Consider the following 16,349-nt stretch of genomic DNA (forward strand, 5'->3'; position numbering starts at 1 on the left):
TGCTACGTGCGTGTCGCGTTGCGACCCAGCGTGCCCTCGGGGTGCTCATCGGCACGATCGCGCGGCTCGGATTCGACGCCGTACTTCGCGCGCAAGAACGCCACGAACGTCTCGATCTCGCCGAACGCGCGTGGCGGCAGGTCCTTGAACTTCAACCGCACATACGGCCCGAGCTCAGGCAGATCAGCCGGCAGGTGGTATCCGGCCACGTCGAACAACTCGCGGGCGTCCAAGCCAAAGACCTCCGCGAGTCGTACGAGGAGCTCGGGCCCAGGCTGCTGGCGTCCGGCTTCCAGTCGATACATCGTCGACGCCGAGCACCCAACCAGACAGCCGCTTGCCGCGTCGACAGACCCAACGCCCCACGCCGCTTTCTGAACCGCTCTCCGAACTCGACTTGCCTGTTCGTCATCTACTCCGTTTCTCGTCTTCCGCTACGCCAGCGACGTTCGGATCGACCTTTCCTTGCACCAATTGTCTCACGACGCGATACGTCATCGGACCAGATTGTGCATTCCACAACATCCCCACAGAGGTCGAGCCCGCACCCTCCGGCCTTGAGCCGGCGCAGCGAAAACGCGACAATGGAGGGGTTATCGAGACGCACAAAACACCAGCTCAGGCCATGTTTTCGAGTCTCGTTCTCCGCGCACCCAGGAGGCAGCCGATGAGTGCCGACCATCTCGAGCCCGCCGCACCGCTGCGACTGCGGCGGGCTGTGCTCTACCTTCGCGTCTCGACAACGTCGCAGGTGAAGACCGACTACGACCCAGAGGGCATCTCGCTGCCAGCTCAACGCGAGGCCTGCCGTCGCAAGGCTGAGCAACTCGGCGACATCGTCATCGTCGACGAGTACAAGGAAGAGGGCAAGTCCGCCACCAGCACTGCGTCGCGCCACGAGTTCCAGGCCATGCTGCGTCGGATCAAGGACGAACGCGACGTTGACGCCGTCATCGTCTACAAGCTGTCGCGAATGAACCGGAATCGGTTCGATGACGCCATCGTCATGAACAAGCTCGGCGAGCTCGGTGTGTCGCTCATCTCTGCCACCGAGAACATCGATGACTCACCGGTCGGTCAGCTCGTGCACGGTGTACTCGCCTCGATCAACCAGTATCAGTCGGCGGAGCTCAGCGCCGACATCCGCTACAAGATGGGGGAGAAGGCCAAGAAGGGCGGCACTCTCGGCCGAGCACCCCTCGGCTACCGCAACGTCATCGACCGCTTCGACGGCCACGAAGTCCGCACCGTCGAGCTCGATCCCGAGCGAGCGGAACTGGTCCGGATCGCGTTCGAGCTCTACGCGACCGGCGAGTACACACTCGAAGCGCTCTCTGACGAGCTCTACGACAGAGGGCTCCGCAGCCGACCAGGCCGATACCCCGCCACCCAGGTGACCGACGGCAAACTCGCTGCGCTCCTCCGGAACCCGTACTACCTCGGGACGGTCGTCTACAAGGGTCAGCACTACGACGGCCGCCACCCGGCACTCGTCGACCAAACGCTCTTCGACGAGGTCCAGGACCTTCTCGCGTCACGCAAGTCACGCGGCGAACGAGCCCGCAAGCACAACCATCCGCTCAAAGGGCTGCTGTGGTGCGGCGCCTGCCACGAGACCGGAGTCGAACGCCGGATGATGTTCCAGCGAGCCAAGGGACGAGGCGGCGTCTACCACTACTTCTTCTGTCGAGGCCGACAAGACCGAACCTGTGACGAGCCATACCTCAACGTCGACCACGTCGAAACCGCCGTGGCCGAGCACTACCGGTCGATCCGGTTCGACGCTGACCTCGTCGAACTCGTTCGATCGACCCTCAGTGAAGCGATGAGTGACGACAAGACCGCCACACGGACGCTCAAGAAGCAACTCACCAAGCAGCTCGAACGACTCGACACCCAGGAGACGAACCTCATCGAGCTCGCAGCCGACGGACTTGCCGCGCAGAACAAGATCCGCAGCAAGCTCCTCAAGATCGAACGAGACCGTGCGGCACTGCAAGGCCGCCTGGCAGCGGCAACCGAAGAGCTCCAGATCGGCGGTGAGTTGCTCACGGCCGCGATCGACTTCCTCGAACGAGCAGACGAGCTGTACCTCCGATCCACCGACCGAGGTCGCAAGGTCATCAACGACGCGATCTTCGAGAAGATCTACGTCTACCGCGACGACGTCGTCGGCAGCGAGATGCGATTCCCGGTCGGCCAGCTCGTGTCAGCTGCCGAACAGGTTCACCGACAGAGCGATCGCCCACCCGAATCGAAGAAGCCCGGCCCCGCTCAAGAGAGCGATGACCGGGACCCGGCTACCGATGTCGACTCACTAGTCCAGGTCCTTCAGGACGAAGGTTCTAGTAAGGCCACAATGGTCGGGGTGAGAGGATTCGAACCTCCGGCCTCCACGTCCCGAACGTGGCGCGCTAACCAAGCTGCGCTACACCCCGTAGCGGGGGAGCAGCCTATCCGGCCGTGGCCGGTTCTTCCTCAGGCGCTGCATCGTCCGCGGACGCCTCGTCGGCGTCCTCGTCATCCTCGCCCGGCTCGTCGGCGGCGGCCTCGGCGACCTCCGGTTCGTCGTCCGACGGCACGCCCTCGGTGAACGTGCCGCCCTCCATCACGGCGAGCAACGCCCGCTTGAGACGCAGCGCGTCGAGCGGCTTGACCAGCCAGCCGTCGGCCCCCGATCGCTGAGCGAGGAACACGTCGGCCTGACGGTCGAGCAGCATGATGATCGGCACGTGCGGCAGCGTGCCGCCCGTCTCGTCGAGGCGCAGCGCCATCGTGATCGCCATGCCGCCCATCGAGCCGATCTGCAGGTCGAGCACGGCGAGATCGACGTCCCGCTCGGCCATGACGCCGGCGACGGCCCGGCCCTCGCGGCACACGGTGAAGGACGTCTCGGGACCGCCGAGCGCAGCGGTGACCTCGTCGACGATCCAGTCGGCATCGGTGGCGAGCAGGATGTGCACGGCGCCGACGATACCCGGCGAACGATCACCCGCCCGAACGACGCCGGCATCACCGGAGCCGGCACCTCCCGGCCGGCGTGCGTCAGGCGGGCGCCGGCTCGAAGAGATGCTCGCCGAGCAGGTCGAGACCCTCGAGGTCGTGCACGTCGCTCGGCAGCAACGGCACCTCGATCATCGTGTCGGCACCGACGCGCTCGACCAGCGGTTCGAGCTGCTCGCGCTCGGCCAGCGCGACCCGCCGCAGATCGGCCAGGTTCTGCCACATCGCAGCGAGGTCCTCGTCGCCCCGCTCGGCGGCGGTCGCGGCCCTGCGAGCGGCGTCGGCGACCGACCCGTCGCCGAATCTGGGGTGCATCCGGTTGACGACGGTCGCCGCCACCTCGAAGTCCTTCGACACGAGCTGATCGGCGAACCAGCCCGCCTCGGCGACGGTCTCGCGCAGCGGCGACGCGACGAGCACGAACCGAGTCGCATCGTCACCGAGCAGCTTCGTCACCGCGTCGGCCCGATCGCGGAAGCCCGACTCCATACCGGCGAACGCCTGGAAGAACGCCACCGCATCGGCCAGCACGTCCGAGCCGACCACCCGCCCGATTGCCTTGAGGATCGGCTGGCTGGCCGTCGACAGCACCTTGAAGCCGGTGCGGGTCGGCATCATCAACAGCTTGAACGCCTTGTGGTCGAGGAACCGGGTGAGCACGCCGGGCGCTTCGAGGAAGTCGAGCGCGTTGCGGCTCGGCGGCGTGTCGACGACAACCAGGTCGAACCGCTCGTCGTCGTGCAACTCGTGCAACGCCTCGGACGCCATGTACTCCTGCGTGCCGCTCAGCGCCGTGGCCATGTTGCGGTAGAAGCGGTTCTGGACGATCCGGTCGGCCTGCTCGTCGTCGCCGGCGTTCGCCCGCACGACCCGCTCGAACATCGCCGGCGTGTCGAGCATCATCGCCCACAGCTCGCCGGCCCCGTCGGTCCCGTCGGCCGTGGCCAGCTCCTCGACCGCCACCCGGCGCGGCTCACCGGTCAGGCCCTCCGGCAGGCCGAGCGCATCGGCCAGCCGCCGGGCCGGGTCGATCGTCACCACGACGGCGCGGCGGCCCCGCCGTGCAGCCTCGAGCCCGATCACCGCGGCCGTCGTCGTCTTGCCGACCCCGCCCGACCCGCAGCACACCACCACCTCCGCGCCGTCGACCACCTCGGTGAGCGACGTCACGTCGCCGCCGCCTTGGCGAGCGCGTCGACGTCGGCCGCCGTCAGACCGGCCACCGGCAGCTCGTCCAGGTGCACCTGGGGGAGCGGCACGCTCGCCGCCAGACGCGCCAGTTCGGAGCGCTGCACCCCCAGCCGCTCGAGCCGGAACCGCGCCGCCGCCCGTGCGTCGGCGACCTGGGCGGTGGCACGCCCGAAGTCGACCTCGTCGGGCTCCGGCGGCGGATCGGCCGGGTCGACCTGGTTGACCACCACCGGGCCGAGTTTCACGCCCACCCGTTCCTCGATCGCATACGCCGTCTCGATCAGCTCGTTGACCGGGGTCGCCTCGGGCAGCGTGACCAGGATCACCTCGCACCGCTCGGGATCCGCGAGCATCGCCAGCACCTCCTCGGCCTGCGACCGAACCGGGCCGCTGCGGACCGCGTCGAGCAGACCGGCGGCCGACGTGAGGAACGTGATCGCGTGCCCGGCAGCCGGGCCGTCGACCACGATCAGGTCCCACTCGCCCGAGCGTTCGAGCTGCTTGATCTTGCCCAGCACCACGAGGTCGTCGATGCCCGGCGCCGCGGTGCCGACGACGTCGATCACGCCGGTGGCCGCCAACCGCTTCGCGATCCGCTTGAAACCGTGCTCGAGCAGGTACTCCTCGAGCGCATCAGAGGCCGAGATGTGTCGGACGTCGAGGTCGGGCAGCAGCTCGTCGAGCACCGGCTTGCCGTCGAGCTCGACGACCAGCACGCGTTGTCCACGATCCGCTGCGGCTCGCGCCAGAACTGCCGTTACCGTGGTCTTCCCCACGCCTCCCTTGCCCGCAACGATCACGAGGTTCGAAGCGGCGCGGAGGGGGGTGACTCTCGACACTGGATCATCCGGAGACACTTCGTGCGCAGACTACTGATCGGCCTGCTCGGCGCCATCGCCGTCCTCGGCATCGCCGCCGGCCCTGCGAACGCCCAGGACGGTGATCAGGGTGAGGAACCGGGCGGCGCTGCACCCGACGTCGCGCCGGTCGACGTGCTCCAGGTCAGCGGCCTCGTCGACGACATCGTGGTCGACGAGATCGGTGCTGCCATCGATCGCGCCGAGGAGGAGGGGAGCCAGGCGCTGGTGCTGCAGGTCGATTCGCGCGGCGCCGTCGTCGGCGACGACGTCATGGCCTCACTGCTCGACCGCATCGACACCGCGCCGGTGCCGATCGGTGTGTGGGTCGGCCCGACCGGCGCTCGCCTGTACGGCACACCGGCCCAGATCCTCGCCGTCGCCGATGTCACCGGCATGGCGCCGGGTGCCCGCGTCGGCAACGTCGGCCTCCCGGTCTCACGCGACCACGAGCTCGGTCCCGCGCTGACCGAACTGCGCAGCCGCACGGTCGGGCTCACCGACGCCCGAGCGCTCAACGTGTTCAAGCAGCGCATCTCCGACGAGGGCATCGCCACGATCGTCAACATGCTCGACGCACTCGACGGCTACGAGGAGGACGGCGTCGTGCTCGACACCACCACCGAGGTCGTCACCGACTCGGGCGTCGTGCAGCGCGAGACCATCGCCGTCGCCCGCTTCGCCAAGCTCGGCCTCGTCGACCAGCTGTTCCACACCGTCGCCAGCCCGCCGGTGACCTACCTCCTGCTGCTGATCGGTCTGGCGCTGCTGATCTTCGAGTTCTACACCGCGGGCGTCGGCATCGCCGGGGTGGTCGGCGCCGCCTGCGCGTTCCTCGCCTGCTACGGCCTCGCCGCACTGCCGGCCCGATGGTGGGCGGTCGCCCTCCTCGTCGCCGCGATGCTGGCGTTCGCCGTCGACGTGCAGGTCGGCATCCCGCGCCTGTGGACCGGCATCGGCATCGTGCTGACGATCGTCGGCAGCTTCTGGCTGTTCGAGCCGATCAACGGCACCTCGCTGCGGCCGTCGTGGATCTCGCTGATCGCCGGCATCGGCGGCGTGATGCTCACGTTCATCGTCGGCATGCCGTCGATGACGCGCACCCGGTTCGCCACGCCGACCGTCGGCCGCGAGTGGATGATCGGCGCCGACGGCGTGGCCGTGAGCGCGATCGACCCCGAGGGCATCGTCGAGGTCAACGACGCCCAATGGCGGGCCCGCACCAACCGGGCCACCCCGATCGGCTCCGGTGAGGCGCTGCGTGTCGCGTCGATCGACGGCGTCACGCTCGAGGTCGAACCGCTCGAAGGCGCCGCCAAGGACTACCGCGAGATGCGCAAGAAGCCCGACGCCGACGACGAGGTCGAGCCCGGCCAGGTGGACGAGCCGGCACGAACCGAGCCCGCCTGAACGCTCCGTTCGCAGTCAGTCGAGGTCGGGAAGGCGGGGGCCGGCGATGCGGAGGTCGTCGCGGCGGCGGGTGACGCCGCGGGCGTCGAGCTCGGCCACGAGCGGGAGGGCGTACTTACGGCTGGCGCCGGTGCGATCGCGGAACTGGGCGACCGTGAACCCGCCCGCGTCGTCGGCCAGCAAGTCGGCCGCGACCCGTGCGGCCGCATCGATCGTGTCGCGGTGGAACAGCACCTTGTCGCGCTCGACCAGCACGCCGCGGCGCGTGAGCTCTCGGACGGCGGTGCGGTCGGTGCCAGGCGGTGTTTCGGGTGCGAAGCCGCCGGCCAGGATCGCGGCGACGAGCGGGTGGTCGGCGTACGGGTCGACGGCGTCGGCCGGCCGTGCAACACCGGCGGCGATCGTCACGTCGTCGAGGGCCTCGAGCACCGCCCGCTCGTGCTCGGCCAGCGTCGCCACGTCGAGCCCGGTGTCACCCGCGTCGGAGACGGCGGCGAGCAGGCGTTCGCGTGTCTCGGCGAGCATCGCCGGCGTTGCGATCCACTGACCGGCGACCGGTTCGATTCGCTCGCCGGTCAGGAGCTCCAGGTCGTCCACGGTGACCCAGCCGCGCTCGGCGACCACCCGCTCGATCGAGCGGTCCGGCGCAGCTCGCGATGCCTTCGTGACCGGGTCGATGTCGAGCACCTCGCCGCCGCCGACCGTCTCGTCGCGGCCCGACTCGCGGAGCACGTACCGATCGCCGGGCAGCAGCGGCAAGGCCACCGGGAGGAAGAGCCGGACCGCACCCGTGGTACCGGGCCGCAACGCCTCGGCGCCGAGCACCCGCACCTTCACGGGGAGCTCGCGCGAGCCGACATAGGCGAGGTATGCCCCTCGCCGCGAGACCTCGTGGTCGACGCTGGCGAGCACGTCGAGCGACGCGTCGAAGCGGTCGGTCCTGCGCCAGCGGCCCGCTGTGACGACCGCGTCGCCGCGGCCGATCTCGTCGTGGCTCACGCCGTTGAGGTTGAGCGCGACGCGGTTGCCCGCGCCGATCTCGTCGACGGTGGCGCCGAGCGTCTGGATCGAGCGGATGCGGGCGGTGTGGGAGCCCGGCTCGACCACGACGCTCTCGTCGTGGTGCAGCCGACCGTCGGTCAACGTGCCGGTGACGACGGTGCCGCTGCCCTTGGCGGCGAAGACCCGGTCGATCCACAGCCTCGGCCGGTCGCGATCGAGCGACTCGGGCGTCACCGCCACCAGCTCGTCGAGCGCGGCCCGGAGCTCGTCGAGACCCGCCCCCTCGGTCGCCGCGACGGGCACGATCGGCGCGTCCGCCAGGAAGGTGCCCTGCACCTGGTCGCCGATCTCGAGGATCGCGATCTCGAGCCACTCGTCGTCGACGAGGTCGCGCTTCGTGACCGCGATCACGCCGTGTCGCAACCCGAGCATCTCGAGGATCCGGAGGTGCTCCTCGGACTGCGGCTTCCAGCCCTCGGTGGCCGCCACCACGAACAGGCAGGCGTCGACGCCGCCGACCCCGGCGAGCATGTTGCGCAGGAAGCGCACGTGCCCCGGCACGTCGACGAAGCTCACCCCGGCGCCCGACGGCAACGTCGTGTGGGCGAACCCCAGGTCGATCGTCAGGCCGCGCCGCTTCTCCTCCTCGAACCGGTCGGGGTCGGTGCCGGTCAGTGCCAGGACGAGGGACGACTTGCCGTGGTCGACGTGGCCGGCTGTCGCGATCACCCGCATCCGTCTGGCTCCCTCATGGCGAGGGCCTCACGCGGCGAGCGCGGCGAGCGCGGCGATGAGCACGTGGTCGTCGTCGGGGTCGACCGAACGCACGTCGAGCACGGTCATGTCGTCGCGGGTGCGACCGATCACGGGCGGATCGTGCGCCCGCAGCCGGGCGAGCTGATCCCCGGCGACGGCGACGCCGACGGACGGCATCGAGATCCCGGGGGCGGAGCCGGCACCCGGCAGCGCCTCGGTCTCGACGGCTGCGCCGACGCCGGCCTCGCCGATGATCCGTTCGGCCCGGCGGCGCAACGCGTCGAGCGGTTGGTCGACCATCCGCCAGAACGCGATGTCGTCGGTCACGGTGCGGCGCAGGTACGACAGCGCCACCTGCTGGAGGGCCGCGAGCGTCAAGCCGCCGCACCGCAACGCGCGCGCCAGCTGGTGTGAGGCGCACCGCTCGACGAGATCGCGGCGACCTGCGATGACGCCGGCCTGCGGGCCCCCGAGCAGCTTGTCGGCGCTGAACGTCACGAGGTCGGCGCCGTCGGAGATGGCCTGCACCGCTGCGGGCTCGTCGTGCAACCAGGCCGGCGGCGGGCCGTGCAGCCACGGCACGGTGGCGTCGAGCAGACCGCTGCCGATGTCGGCCACCACCGGGACGTCGAGCGTGGCGAGCTCGCGTACGGGCGTGTCCTCGACGAAGCCGGCGACGCGGTAGTTGCTCGGATGGATCTTCATCACGAGTGCGACGTCGTTGCCCGGGCGGACCATCGCTCGCTCGTAGTCGGCCAGGCGGGTCCGGTTGGTCGTGCCCACGTCGACCAGCCGGGCGCCGGACTGCTCCATCACCTCGGGCACCCGGAAGGCACCACCGATCTCGACGGACTCGCCGCGCGACACGGCCACCTGGCGCCCCTCGGCCAGCGCAGCCACGACGAGGAGGACGGCCGCCGCATTGTTGTTGACGATGATCGCCGCCTCGGCGCCGCAGAGCCGAGCGAACAGCTGCCCGACCGCGCGCTGGCGCGACCCGCGTTCACCGGTGGCCAGATCGAACTCGACGGTCTGGGGCCGTGCCGGTTGGGAGTGGGCGACGGGGGCGCGGCCCAGGTTGGTGTGCAGGAGCACGCCGGTGGCGTTCACGACCGGTGTCAGCAGGGTGCGGCGGAACGCCTCGGCCCGCTCGGCGGCACGCTGGTGATCGCCGTCGGCGATCGCCTCGCGAGCGATGTCGACGAGGATCGGGTGCGGGAGGCCCGAGCCGGCCAGCGAGCGGGCGAGCGTGTCGACCGACGGTGGTCGGCTGGCCGCCCCGGCCGGCGACTCGCTGGTGGCGCTCATCGACGGGAGCCTACGCTCGGCGCTCGTGGTGCCGCCCATCGATGAAGACTCGTATCCCACCGCTGCAGGAACCCTCCTGCCGGTCGATCTCGTCCAGCTCGACGCCGAGCTCCCGCTCCCGTCCTACGCACGCGACGGAGATGCCGGGCTCGACCTGTACGCCCGCGAGCATGCGACGCTGCACGCCGGCGGCGACCGGGTGCTGATGCCGACCGGCATCGCGATCGCGATCCCGCTGGGCTACTGCGGACTGATCATGCCCCGCTCGGGCCTGGCGTTGAACCACGGCATCAGCATCGTCAACGCACCCGGTCTGATCGACTCCGCCTACCGGGGCGAGATCAAGGTCGTGTTGATCAACACCGACCCGACCGATGCCTACGTGATCGAGCGTGGCCATCGCATCGCCCAGTTGGTCATCCAGCGCGTCACCGAGATCGAGTGGAACCCGGTCGAGTCGCTCGACGGCATCGACCGAGGCGGCGGCTTCGGCCACTCCGGCCGCTGACGCAAGCACCGCAGCACGGCTGGGCCGGAGCCACTGGCTCGGCCACGTGCGCAGCCCGATCGACTACGCGTTCTCGGTGACGACGACCGACTCGATGATGATCTGCTCGAGCGGCGGGACGCCGTTGTCGGCCGGGTTGGCCACGGCGTCGAGGTCGCTCACCGTGGTGTCGAGGCCGCCGACGACCTCGCCGAACAGGCTGTACTGCGGCGGGAGGGCGGCACCGCTGTCGCCGGTGATGATGAAGAACTGGCTGCCGTTCGTGTTCGGCCCGCTGTTCGCCATCGCCAGCGAGCCGATCTTGTACTCGCCCGCCTCGGGGAGCTCGTCGGAGAAGCGATAGCCGGGACCGCCCGTGCCGGTCGCCGTCGGGTCGCCGCACTGCACGACGAAGCCCGGGATCGCCCGGTGGCACTCGGTGCCGTCGAAGTAGTGGTAGTGCGCCAGCGTGACGAAGCTGTTCACGGTGAGCGGGGCTCGCGACGGGTCGAGCTGGAACGACATCTCGCCGAAGTTGGTCGTCACGTCCGCCGTGTAGGTCTTCTCGACATCGATGCAGAACGGCGGGTACTCGTCGAACTCCTGCCGCTGGGCCTCGGAGCCGTCGGTGGCCGGGCACTCGCTCGGGTCGGCCTGCACGATCTCGGCCGGCAGCGTCGCAGGCGTCGGCAACGTCTCGAGCGGCGTCGTCTCGGCGGGCGCAACGGTTGCCACAGGATCGGTCGCAGTGGTGAGGTCGTCGGCCGACAGGGCCTCGTCGGTCGACTGCAGCTGCTCGTCGTCGTCGTCGAAGGCGCCGCCCACCCAGGCGATCAACACGATGCCGGCGACGGCGAGGACGGCGACCAGCGACCACCGCAGCACGTTGCGCTTGATCGCGCTGTTGCGCTCTTCCCGGGCCGCCTCGAGCTGCCGCTGCAGGCGGTTGGCCTTCTGACGTTCACGTTTCTCTGTGCCCACGAGGCTGCGAGGTTACCGCCGCGGCGGGGCAGTGACCCCGCGGCCGGCGCTCAAGAACGGCCGCCGGTCTCCCGATACCAGCATCATCGGCGGTGTGCGGAACCGCCGCGGGACACAGGCGGCATCATGGCCCTCGACGAGTCGGCCACAACCGGAGGGATGGGCGAGCAGCCGCTCGGTCGCGCCCGCACGCTGACCGGTTGGTCGACGCTGGCGCTGGCCGGCGCCGGCTGGTCGACGTGGATCGCGTGGCGCCTCACGCACCTCACCTTCCACCCCGTCGCCGTGGCGGTGTTCCTGCTCGAGCTGCTGGGTGCCGCCTCCGGTCTCGTGATCGGCGTCGCGCTGCTCACCGCCGAGGACCCCCGCCGTGAGTTCGGCGCAGACCGGCGCGAGCCGCACCGCTTCGCGTTCGCGGTGGCCGACGTCGTGGGACGCACACGTGCCGCCGACCTCCACCGCGACATTCGCGAGACGATCCGCGCCTCGCACGAACAGCGGCTCACCCAGCGAGCCGATCTGGCGATGGCGGGGCTGATGACCGACGGCCCCCGCTGCCTCGCACTCGTCGCGATGGTCACCGTCGCACTGCTGATCGGCGTCGCCCCGGTTCCCGTGCCGCCGCTCTGGGCCGGGATCTCGCTCGCCGCAGGGGTCGTCGGCTCGGCGACGGCGCACGTGGTCGCCGCAGACGGTCGCCTCCGATTCGGTGACCGCACCCGGTGGTCGTTCGCTGCGCTCGGCGAGGTGCTCTCGTCGGCCGACGAGCACCACATCGCCCCCCGGCGCTGGATCGGCGCGGTCGCGGCCGTCGTCGTCGTCAACGTGGCGATCGCGCTGCGCGGCATGAGCGACCGCTGGACGCACGGCCTCTCACCGATGGACCGCGACGACCGCATCATGGCGATGGCGCTCGGTGTCGTGCTCGTGGCCGGTGCACTGTTCACGCTCCGCACCACGACCACACCGCAGATGGCCAACGCGCGCACCGTGTCGCGCCACCTGGAGGAGCGCACCGCACGGCAGTCCGCCGTCGGTGCCGCCGTCGTGGTCGGCGTGATCGGACTGCTCGCCGGCACGTTCACCGGTTCGGTGTCGGCCGACGATCCCGTCGACGTGCCGACGCCGACCTCGGGGCTGGTCGCCGGCGATCCCGCATCGGAGGCCGGCGATGACTGACGTGATGACCGAGCGGCTCTTGGCCCGGATCGCCAGCCACCGGCCGTCGCACGTGTCCGACGAAGCTCGCCTGGGACATCTCGTCGGGACGACCATCCCATTCGGTCGTGATGATGGCAGTACGCTGGAACAGATGGCACAGGTTCGCCTCTTCGCTGCAGCGCGTGATGCTGCCGGCACGGGCCGTGACGAGTTCCCGGGCGATACGGTCGACGACGTGCTGCGATCCGCGTCCGAACGATACGGGGATCGCTTCGCGGCGGTCTTGACCACATGCAAGATCTGGGTGAACGGTGAGCCGGCCGACGGCAGCGATGCCATCGGCTCGGCGGACGAACTGGCGGTGTTGCCGCCGGTGTCAGGAGGATGACATGAACGTGGCCGACCCGAAGACGCTCTCGCTCGACGAGCTGCGGGCGCTTCGCAACGAGCTGCAGAACGAAGACGACGTCGTGTCCTACGTACGTCGCGTCGCGCAGGCTCGACTCGACCTCGTGCGCGCCGAGCAGCACCGTCGCGATCGCGGCGATGCCGCCGAGGATCTGTCGAGCGAGCTGCGCGTCGTGCTCTCCACCCACCTCACCGGTGGCCCGCCTCGCCCGCCTCGTCCCGTCGACGAGAACATCGGCGACAACGAGCTGTCCGACCGGCTCGACGCCGTGTGCGCCGAGCACGGCTTCAGCCGGCTCGAAGAGCTGCTGCCGTCTGAGATGGAGCAGCTCGAGGAGCAACTGACCGCGTTCGAGCGCGAGGTGTCCGACAACCGGCGTGAGCGGTTCGAGCGGCTCGACGAGTTGAGCGCCGAGCTCGTGCGGCGGTACCGCGACGGCGAGGCATCCGTCGACGGCCTGCTCGGCAGCTGACATGGCGGGCGACGCCCGCCGCGAGTCGGGGGACGCAACGGGTGATGCCGAGGGCGACGTCCTCGATCTCGGTGCGTTCATCCGCAGCCAGCGCGAGCGAGCCGAGATGTCGGTGCGCCGCCTCGCCGAGCTCGCCGACGTCTCGAACCCGTACCTCTCCCAGATCGAGCGCGGTCTCCGCAAGCCGTCGGCCGAGATCCTCCAGCAGGTGGCGAACGCACTGCGCATCAGCGTCGAGACCCTGTACGTCAGGGCGGGCATCCTCCCCGACCTCGATCGCCCGACCAGCACGGTTCCCGAGGCGATCGAACACGACGACGAGCTCTCGGCCGAGCAGAAGCAGGCGCTGCTGAACGTCTACGAGAGCTTCCTCGAGCAGCGTTGACCGGGCTGCGCACGGGCTCGGGTTCGTCGCCCTCGCCTGCCGGAGCTCGGCTGCTCGCTTCGCTGCGCTCCTCGCCTCCCTGATCCGGCGGGTGCTGCTTCGCTCGGTGAGATGACCGGCTTCGCTTACCGTGCTCGCATCTCCGCTTCGCTTCGACACTGCGAGCCCTTCGGGCTCGGCCCACCTCCGTGACGCGACGCGGTCGGCCGGTGAGACGAGCGTCGTGTTGCGAATCCCGGCCACCGGCTGCTCGGCCATCGGGAATGTTGACCGAGTCGCTAGCGTTTGATGTCTTGATGCGCCGTGTTGCCGTGATCTCCCTGCACACGTCGCCCCTGCTCCAGCCGGGCTCGGGCGACAGCGGGGGCATGAACGTCTACGTGCGAGAGATCGTCTCGTCGCTGGCGCAGGCGGGCGTCGAGTGCGTCACCTACACCCGGGCCGACCGTGAGGGGCTCCCGGCCGAGGTGCTCGTCGAGCCCAACCATCGGGTCGTCCACATCGAGGCCGGACCCCACCACCTGCCCAAGGAAGCGCTCCCCGAGATCCTCGACGAGTTCACCGATCGCGTGCTCGAACACCTCGACCTCGACGGCGGGGCCGACGTCGTCCATGCCAACTACTGGCTGAGCGGCGTGGTCGCCCACCGCATCAAGCACGAGCTCGACATCCCGTTCGTCTCGACGTTCCACACCCTCGCCCGCGTGAAGGCCGAAGGCGGCGACCCCGAGTCGGCCTGGCGCGATCGCGCCGAGGCCGAGCTGATCAACTGCGCCGATGCGATCTGCGTCAGCTGCATCGAGGAAGAAGAGCAGTTCCGCCGCCTGTACGGCGACCCGCACGGGCGGATCGAGATCGTCGCGCCCGGGGTCGAGCACGCCTTCTTCGCGCCCGGCGATCAGGCCGGCGCCCGCGCCGCGCTCGAGCTGCCCGACGACGCGCCCGTCCTGCTCTTCGTCGGCCGCATCCAGCCGCTCAAGGGCCCCGACGTCGCGATCAGGGCCCTGCACGCGCTGGGTCGGCGCGACGCCCTGCTGCTGATCGTCGGCGGGGCGAGCGGCTCGGACGGCGACGGCGAGGTCGAGCGGGCCCATCAGCTCGTCGACGAGCTCGATCTCCACGACCAGGTCCGCTTCGTGCCGCCGCAGCCGCACCACATCCTGTCGACCTACTACCGCGCTGCCGACGTGGTCGTCGTGCCCAGCCGCAGCGAGAGCTTCGGCCTCGTCGCGCTCGAGGCAGCTGCCTGCGGCGTCCCCGTGGTCGCCAGCGCGGTCGGCGGGTTGCTGTCACTGGTCGACGACGGGGCGACCGGCTTCCTGCTCGCCGAGCGCGACCCGTTCCTGTTCGCCAAGGCGATCGAGCGGATCATCGACGAACCGTTGCTGGCGGACTCGATGTCGTCGGCCGCGTCGATGCGGGCGAGCCGGTACACCTGGGGTTTCGCGGCGGCCCGCCTGCGCCGCCTGTACGCCGACCTCACGGCGCGCCAACTCGTCGCCTGCGAACGATGACCGACCTCCACGTCGGCGAGCGCCTCGACGACCTGCGCGTCCGCGTCGACGGATGGCTCGAGTCCCTGGCTGCCGAGAACCCGCTCATCGCGTCGATCGATCGGGGCACCAGCGACGACTCCGTGCTCGGCGAACCCCGCTGGTACGTCCGGATGCTGGGCGAGGAGAAGGACGCGATCACGATCTGGCTGACGCTCGGCCAGCGCACGCTGCGCTACGAGACGTACGTCCTGCCGGCGCCGCCCGAGAACGTCGAGGCGGTGATGGAGCTGCTGCTGCGCCGCAACGACGAGCTGGTCGGCGCCCACTTCTCGATCGGTGCCGAGGACGCGATCTACCTCCGCGGCGAGCTCGCAGGTGGCGCGCTGACCTCCGACGAGATCGACCGGGTACTGGGCACGGTGTACGTCGCGGTCGAGGCCAACTTCCGGGCGCTGGTCCGGCTCGCATTCGCCAGCCACGTCGCCGACTGAGCGCGCCTACCACCGTCTGCTGATCGAGCGTCGGTTTCCCGTTCGGCGATGTCGCCACCCCCACTGGTGGTGTCCGGGCGGCTGATCGGGGAAGTCGGACGTCTCGAGCCGCCCGGACAACACCACCACTCGGCTCGGCCGACCGCCTCGGCGGCACCCGGCGCGAACCCGAACGCACGGGCCGGCGCAGACCCGAACGCACCGGCTGGCGCGAACCGAACGCACGGGCCGGCGCGAACCCGCCCGTCACTAGGGTGGCGCGCCATGGCGTACGAACTCGTGGTGATCGGCGGCGGCAACATGGGCGCCGCGCTCCTCGGCGGCCTGCTCGACTCGGGCACCGTCACGAGCGAGGGTGTCGCGGTGGTCGAGGCGTTCGCCGAGCGTCGCGCCGAGCTCGAACGGCAGCACGCCGGCGTGGCCGTCCTGGCCGAGGTGCCGGCATGCCGCGCCGCGGTGCTCGCCGTCAAGCCACCCGACATCCCCGGCGTCGCCGCGGCCGCCGCCGCGGCGGGCGCCGAGCGGATCCTGTCGGTGGCGGCAGGCGTCAGCACCGAGACGATCGGCGCCGCCGCCGGACCGGGCGTCGCGGTCCTCCGGTCGATGCCGAACACGCCGGCGCTCGTCGGCCAGGGCGTCTCGGGGCTGGCCGGCGCAGCCGGAGTCGGTGCCGCGGACCTCGACTGGGCCGAGAGCGTGCTGCGCGGCGTCGGTCTCGTGGTGCGGGTGAGCGAGGAGCAGCTCGATGCGGTCACGGGGCTCACCGGCTCCGGTCCGGCGTACGTCTTCCTCGTCGCCGAGGCGCTGATGGATGCCGGGGTCCTGGCAGGGCTCCCGCGGGCGACGGCCGAGCAGATGGTCGCGCAGCTGCTCGTCGGCGCGTCGGCGTTGCTCGCGGAACACGGGGACCCTGCCCGGTTGCGGGCGATGGTGAGCTCGC

At 70.4% G+C, this 16,349-nt stretch carries 16 protein-coding genes, 1 tRNA gene and 1 pseudogene; 10 read left to right on the forward strand and 8 right to left on the reverse strand.

What is annotated here, in order from left to right; all coding sequences use genetic code 11:
* Positions 1–2: 2 nt before the first annotated feature.
* Complete coding sequence (locus QNJ12_RS11540; RefSeq protein WP_300622811.1) at positions 3–329, reverse strand: helix-turn-helix transcriptional regulator; 327 nt, start codon at positions 327–329, stop codon at positions 3–5.
* A 338-nt stretch (positions 330–667) separates the two neighbouring features.
* On the opposite strand from QNJ12_RS11540, the pseudogene QNJ12_RS23735 reads away from it, so the two are divergent.
* Positions 668–1,708, forward strand: a pseudogene (locus tag QNJ12_RS23735) (recombinase family protein); the annotation flags it as partial.
* A 652-nt stretch (positions 1,709–2,360) separates the two neighbouring features.
* Here the strand turns inward: QNJ12_RS23735 and QNJ12_RS11555 are convergent.
* The 4 genes from QNJ12_RS11555 to QNJ12_RS11570 all read right to left on the reverse strand — a co-directional run bounded on the left by QNJ12_RS11555 (position 2,361) and on the right by QNJ12_RS11570 (position 5,051).
* Positions 2,361–2,438, reverse strand: a tRNA-Pro gene (locus QNJ12_RS11555).
* A gap of 15 nt (positions 2,439–2,453) precedes the next feature.
* On the reverse strand, positions 2,454–2,963 hold the full coding sequence (locus QNJ12_RS11560) for a response regulator (protein ID WP_300622796.1): 510 nt from the start codon (positions 2,961–2,963) through the stop codon (positions 2,454–2,456).
* Positions 2,964–3,045: 82 nt separating this feature from the next.
* A complete protein-coding gene (locus QNJ12_RS11565; RefSeq protein WP_300622797.1) occupies positions 3,046–4,173 on the reverse strand; it encodes an ArsA-related P-loop ATPase in 1,128 nt (375 codons plus the stop codon).
* A complete protein-coding gene (locus QNJ12_RS11570) occupies positions 4,170–5,051 on the reverse strand; it encodes an ArsA family ATPase (RefSeq protein ID WP_367281780.1) in 882 nt (293 codons plus the stop codon). The genes QNJ12_RS11565 and QNJ12_RS11570 overlap by 4 nt, the downstream gene beginning before the upstream one ends.
* Before the next feature lie 3 nt (positions 5,052–5,054).
* Here QNJ12_RS11570 and QNJ12_RS11575 point away from each other — a divergent pair, with 3 nt between their 5' ends.
* Positions 5,055–6,461 carry an NfeD family protein gene (locus QNJ12_RS11575; protein WP_300622798.1) on the forward strand — a complete coding sequence of 469 codons (1,407 nt, stop codon included), beginning with the start codon at positions 5,055–5,057 and terminating at the stop codon, positions 6,459–6,461.
* Between the two features lie 15 nt (positions 6,462–6,476).
* Here the strand turns inward: QNJ12_RS11575 and selB are convergent, their stop codons facing one another.
* Both selB and selA read right to left on the reverse strand, forming a co-directional pair.
* Positions 6,477–8,198 (reverse strand): selenocysteine-specific translation elongation factor, encoded by a 1,722-nt coding sequence (gene selB / locus QNJ12_RS11580; RefSeq protein ID WP_300622799.1) that lies wholly within the window; start codon positions 8,196–8,198, stop codon positions 6,477–6,479.
* A 27-nt stretch (positions 8,199–8,225) separates the two neighbouring features.
* Positions 8,226–9,527, reverse strand: coding sequence for an L-seryl-tRNA(Sec) selenium transferase (gene selA / locus QNJ12_RS11585; protein ID WP_300622800.1), 1,302 nt, complete (start codon positions 9,525–9,527; stop codon positions 8,226–8,228).
* Positions 9,528–9,552: 25 nt separating this feature from the next.
* Between selA and dut the strand changes: the two genes are divergently transcribed.
* Entirely contained in the window at positions 9,553–10,035 is a 483-nt protein-coding gene (gene dut, locus QNJ12_RS11590) for a dUTP diphosphatase (RefSeq protein WP_300622801.1), read from the forward strand.
* Positions 10,036–10,098: 63 nt separating this feature from the next.
* Here the strand turns inward: dut and QNJ12_RS11595 are convergent, their stop codons facing one another.
* Positions 10,099–10,995 (reverse strand): peptidylprolyl isomerase, encoded by an 897-nt coding sequence (locus QNJ12_RS11595; protein WP_300622802.1) that lies wholly within the window; start codon positions 10,993–10,995, stop codon positions 10,099–10,101.
* A gap of 159 nt (positions 10,996–11,154) precedes the next feature.
* On the opposite strand from QNJ12_RS11595, the gene QNJ12_RS11600 reads away from it, so the two are divergent.
* The 7 genes from QNJ12_RS11600 to QNJ12_RS11630 form a co-directional block, all read left to right on the forward strand.
* Positions 11,155–12,174 (forward strand): hypothetical protein, encoded by a 1,020-nt coding sequence (locus tag QNJ12_RS11600; RefSeq protein ID WP_300622803.1) that lies wholly within the window; start codon positions 11,155–11,157, stop codon positions 12,172–12,174.
* Positions 12,167–12,544: a MoaD/ThiS family protein gene (locus QNJ12_RS11605; protein WP_300622804.1), complete on the forward strand. Its 378-nt coding sequence runs from the start codon at positions 12,167–12,169 to the stop codon at positions 12,542–12,544. The genes QNJ12_RS11600 and QNJ12_RS11605 overlap by 8 nt, the downstream gene beginning before the upstream one ends.
* A 1-nt stretch (position 12,545) precedes the next feature.
* Entirely contained in the window at positions 12,546–13,037 is a 492-nt protein-coding gene (locus tag QNJ12_RS11610) for a hypothetical protein (protein WP_300622805.1), read from the forward strand.
* Position 13,038: 1 nt separating this feature from the next.
* Complete coding sequence (locus QNJ12_RS11615; protein WP_300622806.1) at positions 13,039–13,422, forward strand: helix-turn-helix transcriptional regulator; 384 nt, start codon at positions 13,039–13,041, stop codon at positions 13,420–13,422.
* Positions 13,423–13,733: 311 nt separating this feature from the next.
* Positions 13,734–14,936 (forward strand): glycosyltransferase, encoded by a 1,203-nt coding sequence (locus QNJ12_RS11620; protein WP_300622807.1) that lies wholly within the window; start codon positions 13,734–13,736, stop codon positions 14,934–14,936.
* Complete coding sequence (locus QNJ12_RS11625; RefSeq protein ID WP_300622808.1) at positions 14,933–15,409, forward strand: YbjN domain-containing protein; 477 nt, start codon at positions 14,933–14,935, stop codon at positions 15,407–15,409. The genes QNJ12_RS11620 and QNJ12_RS11625 overlap by 4 nt, the downstream gene beginning before the upstream one ends.
* Positions 15,410–15,673: 264 nt before the next feature.
* Positions 15,674–16,349, forward strand: a 676-nt coding sequence (locus tag QNJ12_RS11630; RefSeq protein ID WP_300622809.1) for a pyrroline-5-carboxylate reductase, incomplete at its 3' end; no start/stop codon positions are given.

The organism is Ilumatobacter sp. (assembly GCF_030065885.1).
Taxonomy (GTDB): domain Bacteria; phylum Actinomycetota; class Acidimicrobiia; order Acidimicrobiales; family Ilumatobacteraceae; genus Ilumatobacter.

Excerpts from the sequence above, each read along its gene's own strand:
- selB (WP_300622799.1), bottom strand. The coding sequence starts at position 8,198 with ATGCGGGTGATCGCGACAGCCGGCCACGTCGACCACGGCAAGTCGTCC.
- selA (WP_300622800.1), bottom strand. The coding sequence starts at position 9,527 with ATGAGCGCCACCAGCGAGTCGCCGGCCGGGGCGGCCAGCCGACCACCG.
- QNJ12_RS11600 (WP_300622803.1), top strand. The coding sequence starts at position 11,155 with ATGGGCGAGCAGCCGCTCGGTCGCGCCCGCACGCTGACCGGTTGGTCG.
- QNJ12_RS11605 (WP_300622804.1), top strand. The coding sequence starts at position 12,167 with ATGACTGACGTGATGACCGAGCGGCTCTTGGCCCGGATCGCCAGCCAC.
- QNJ12_RS11610 (WP_300622805.1), top strand. The coding sequence starts at position 12,546 with ATGAACGTGGCCGACCCGAAGACGCTCTCGCTCGACGAGCTGCGGGCG.
- QNJ12_RS11615 (WP_300622806.1), top strand. The coding sequence starts at position 13,039 with ATGGCGGGCGACGCCCGCCGCGAGTCGGGGGACGCAACGGGTGATGCC.
- QNJ12_RS11625 (WP_300622808.1), top strand. The coding sequence starts at position 14,933 with ATGACCGACCTCCACGTCGGCGAGCGCCTCGACGACCTGCGCGTCCGC.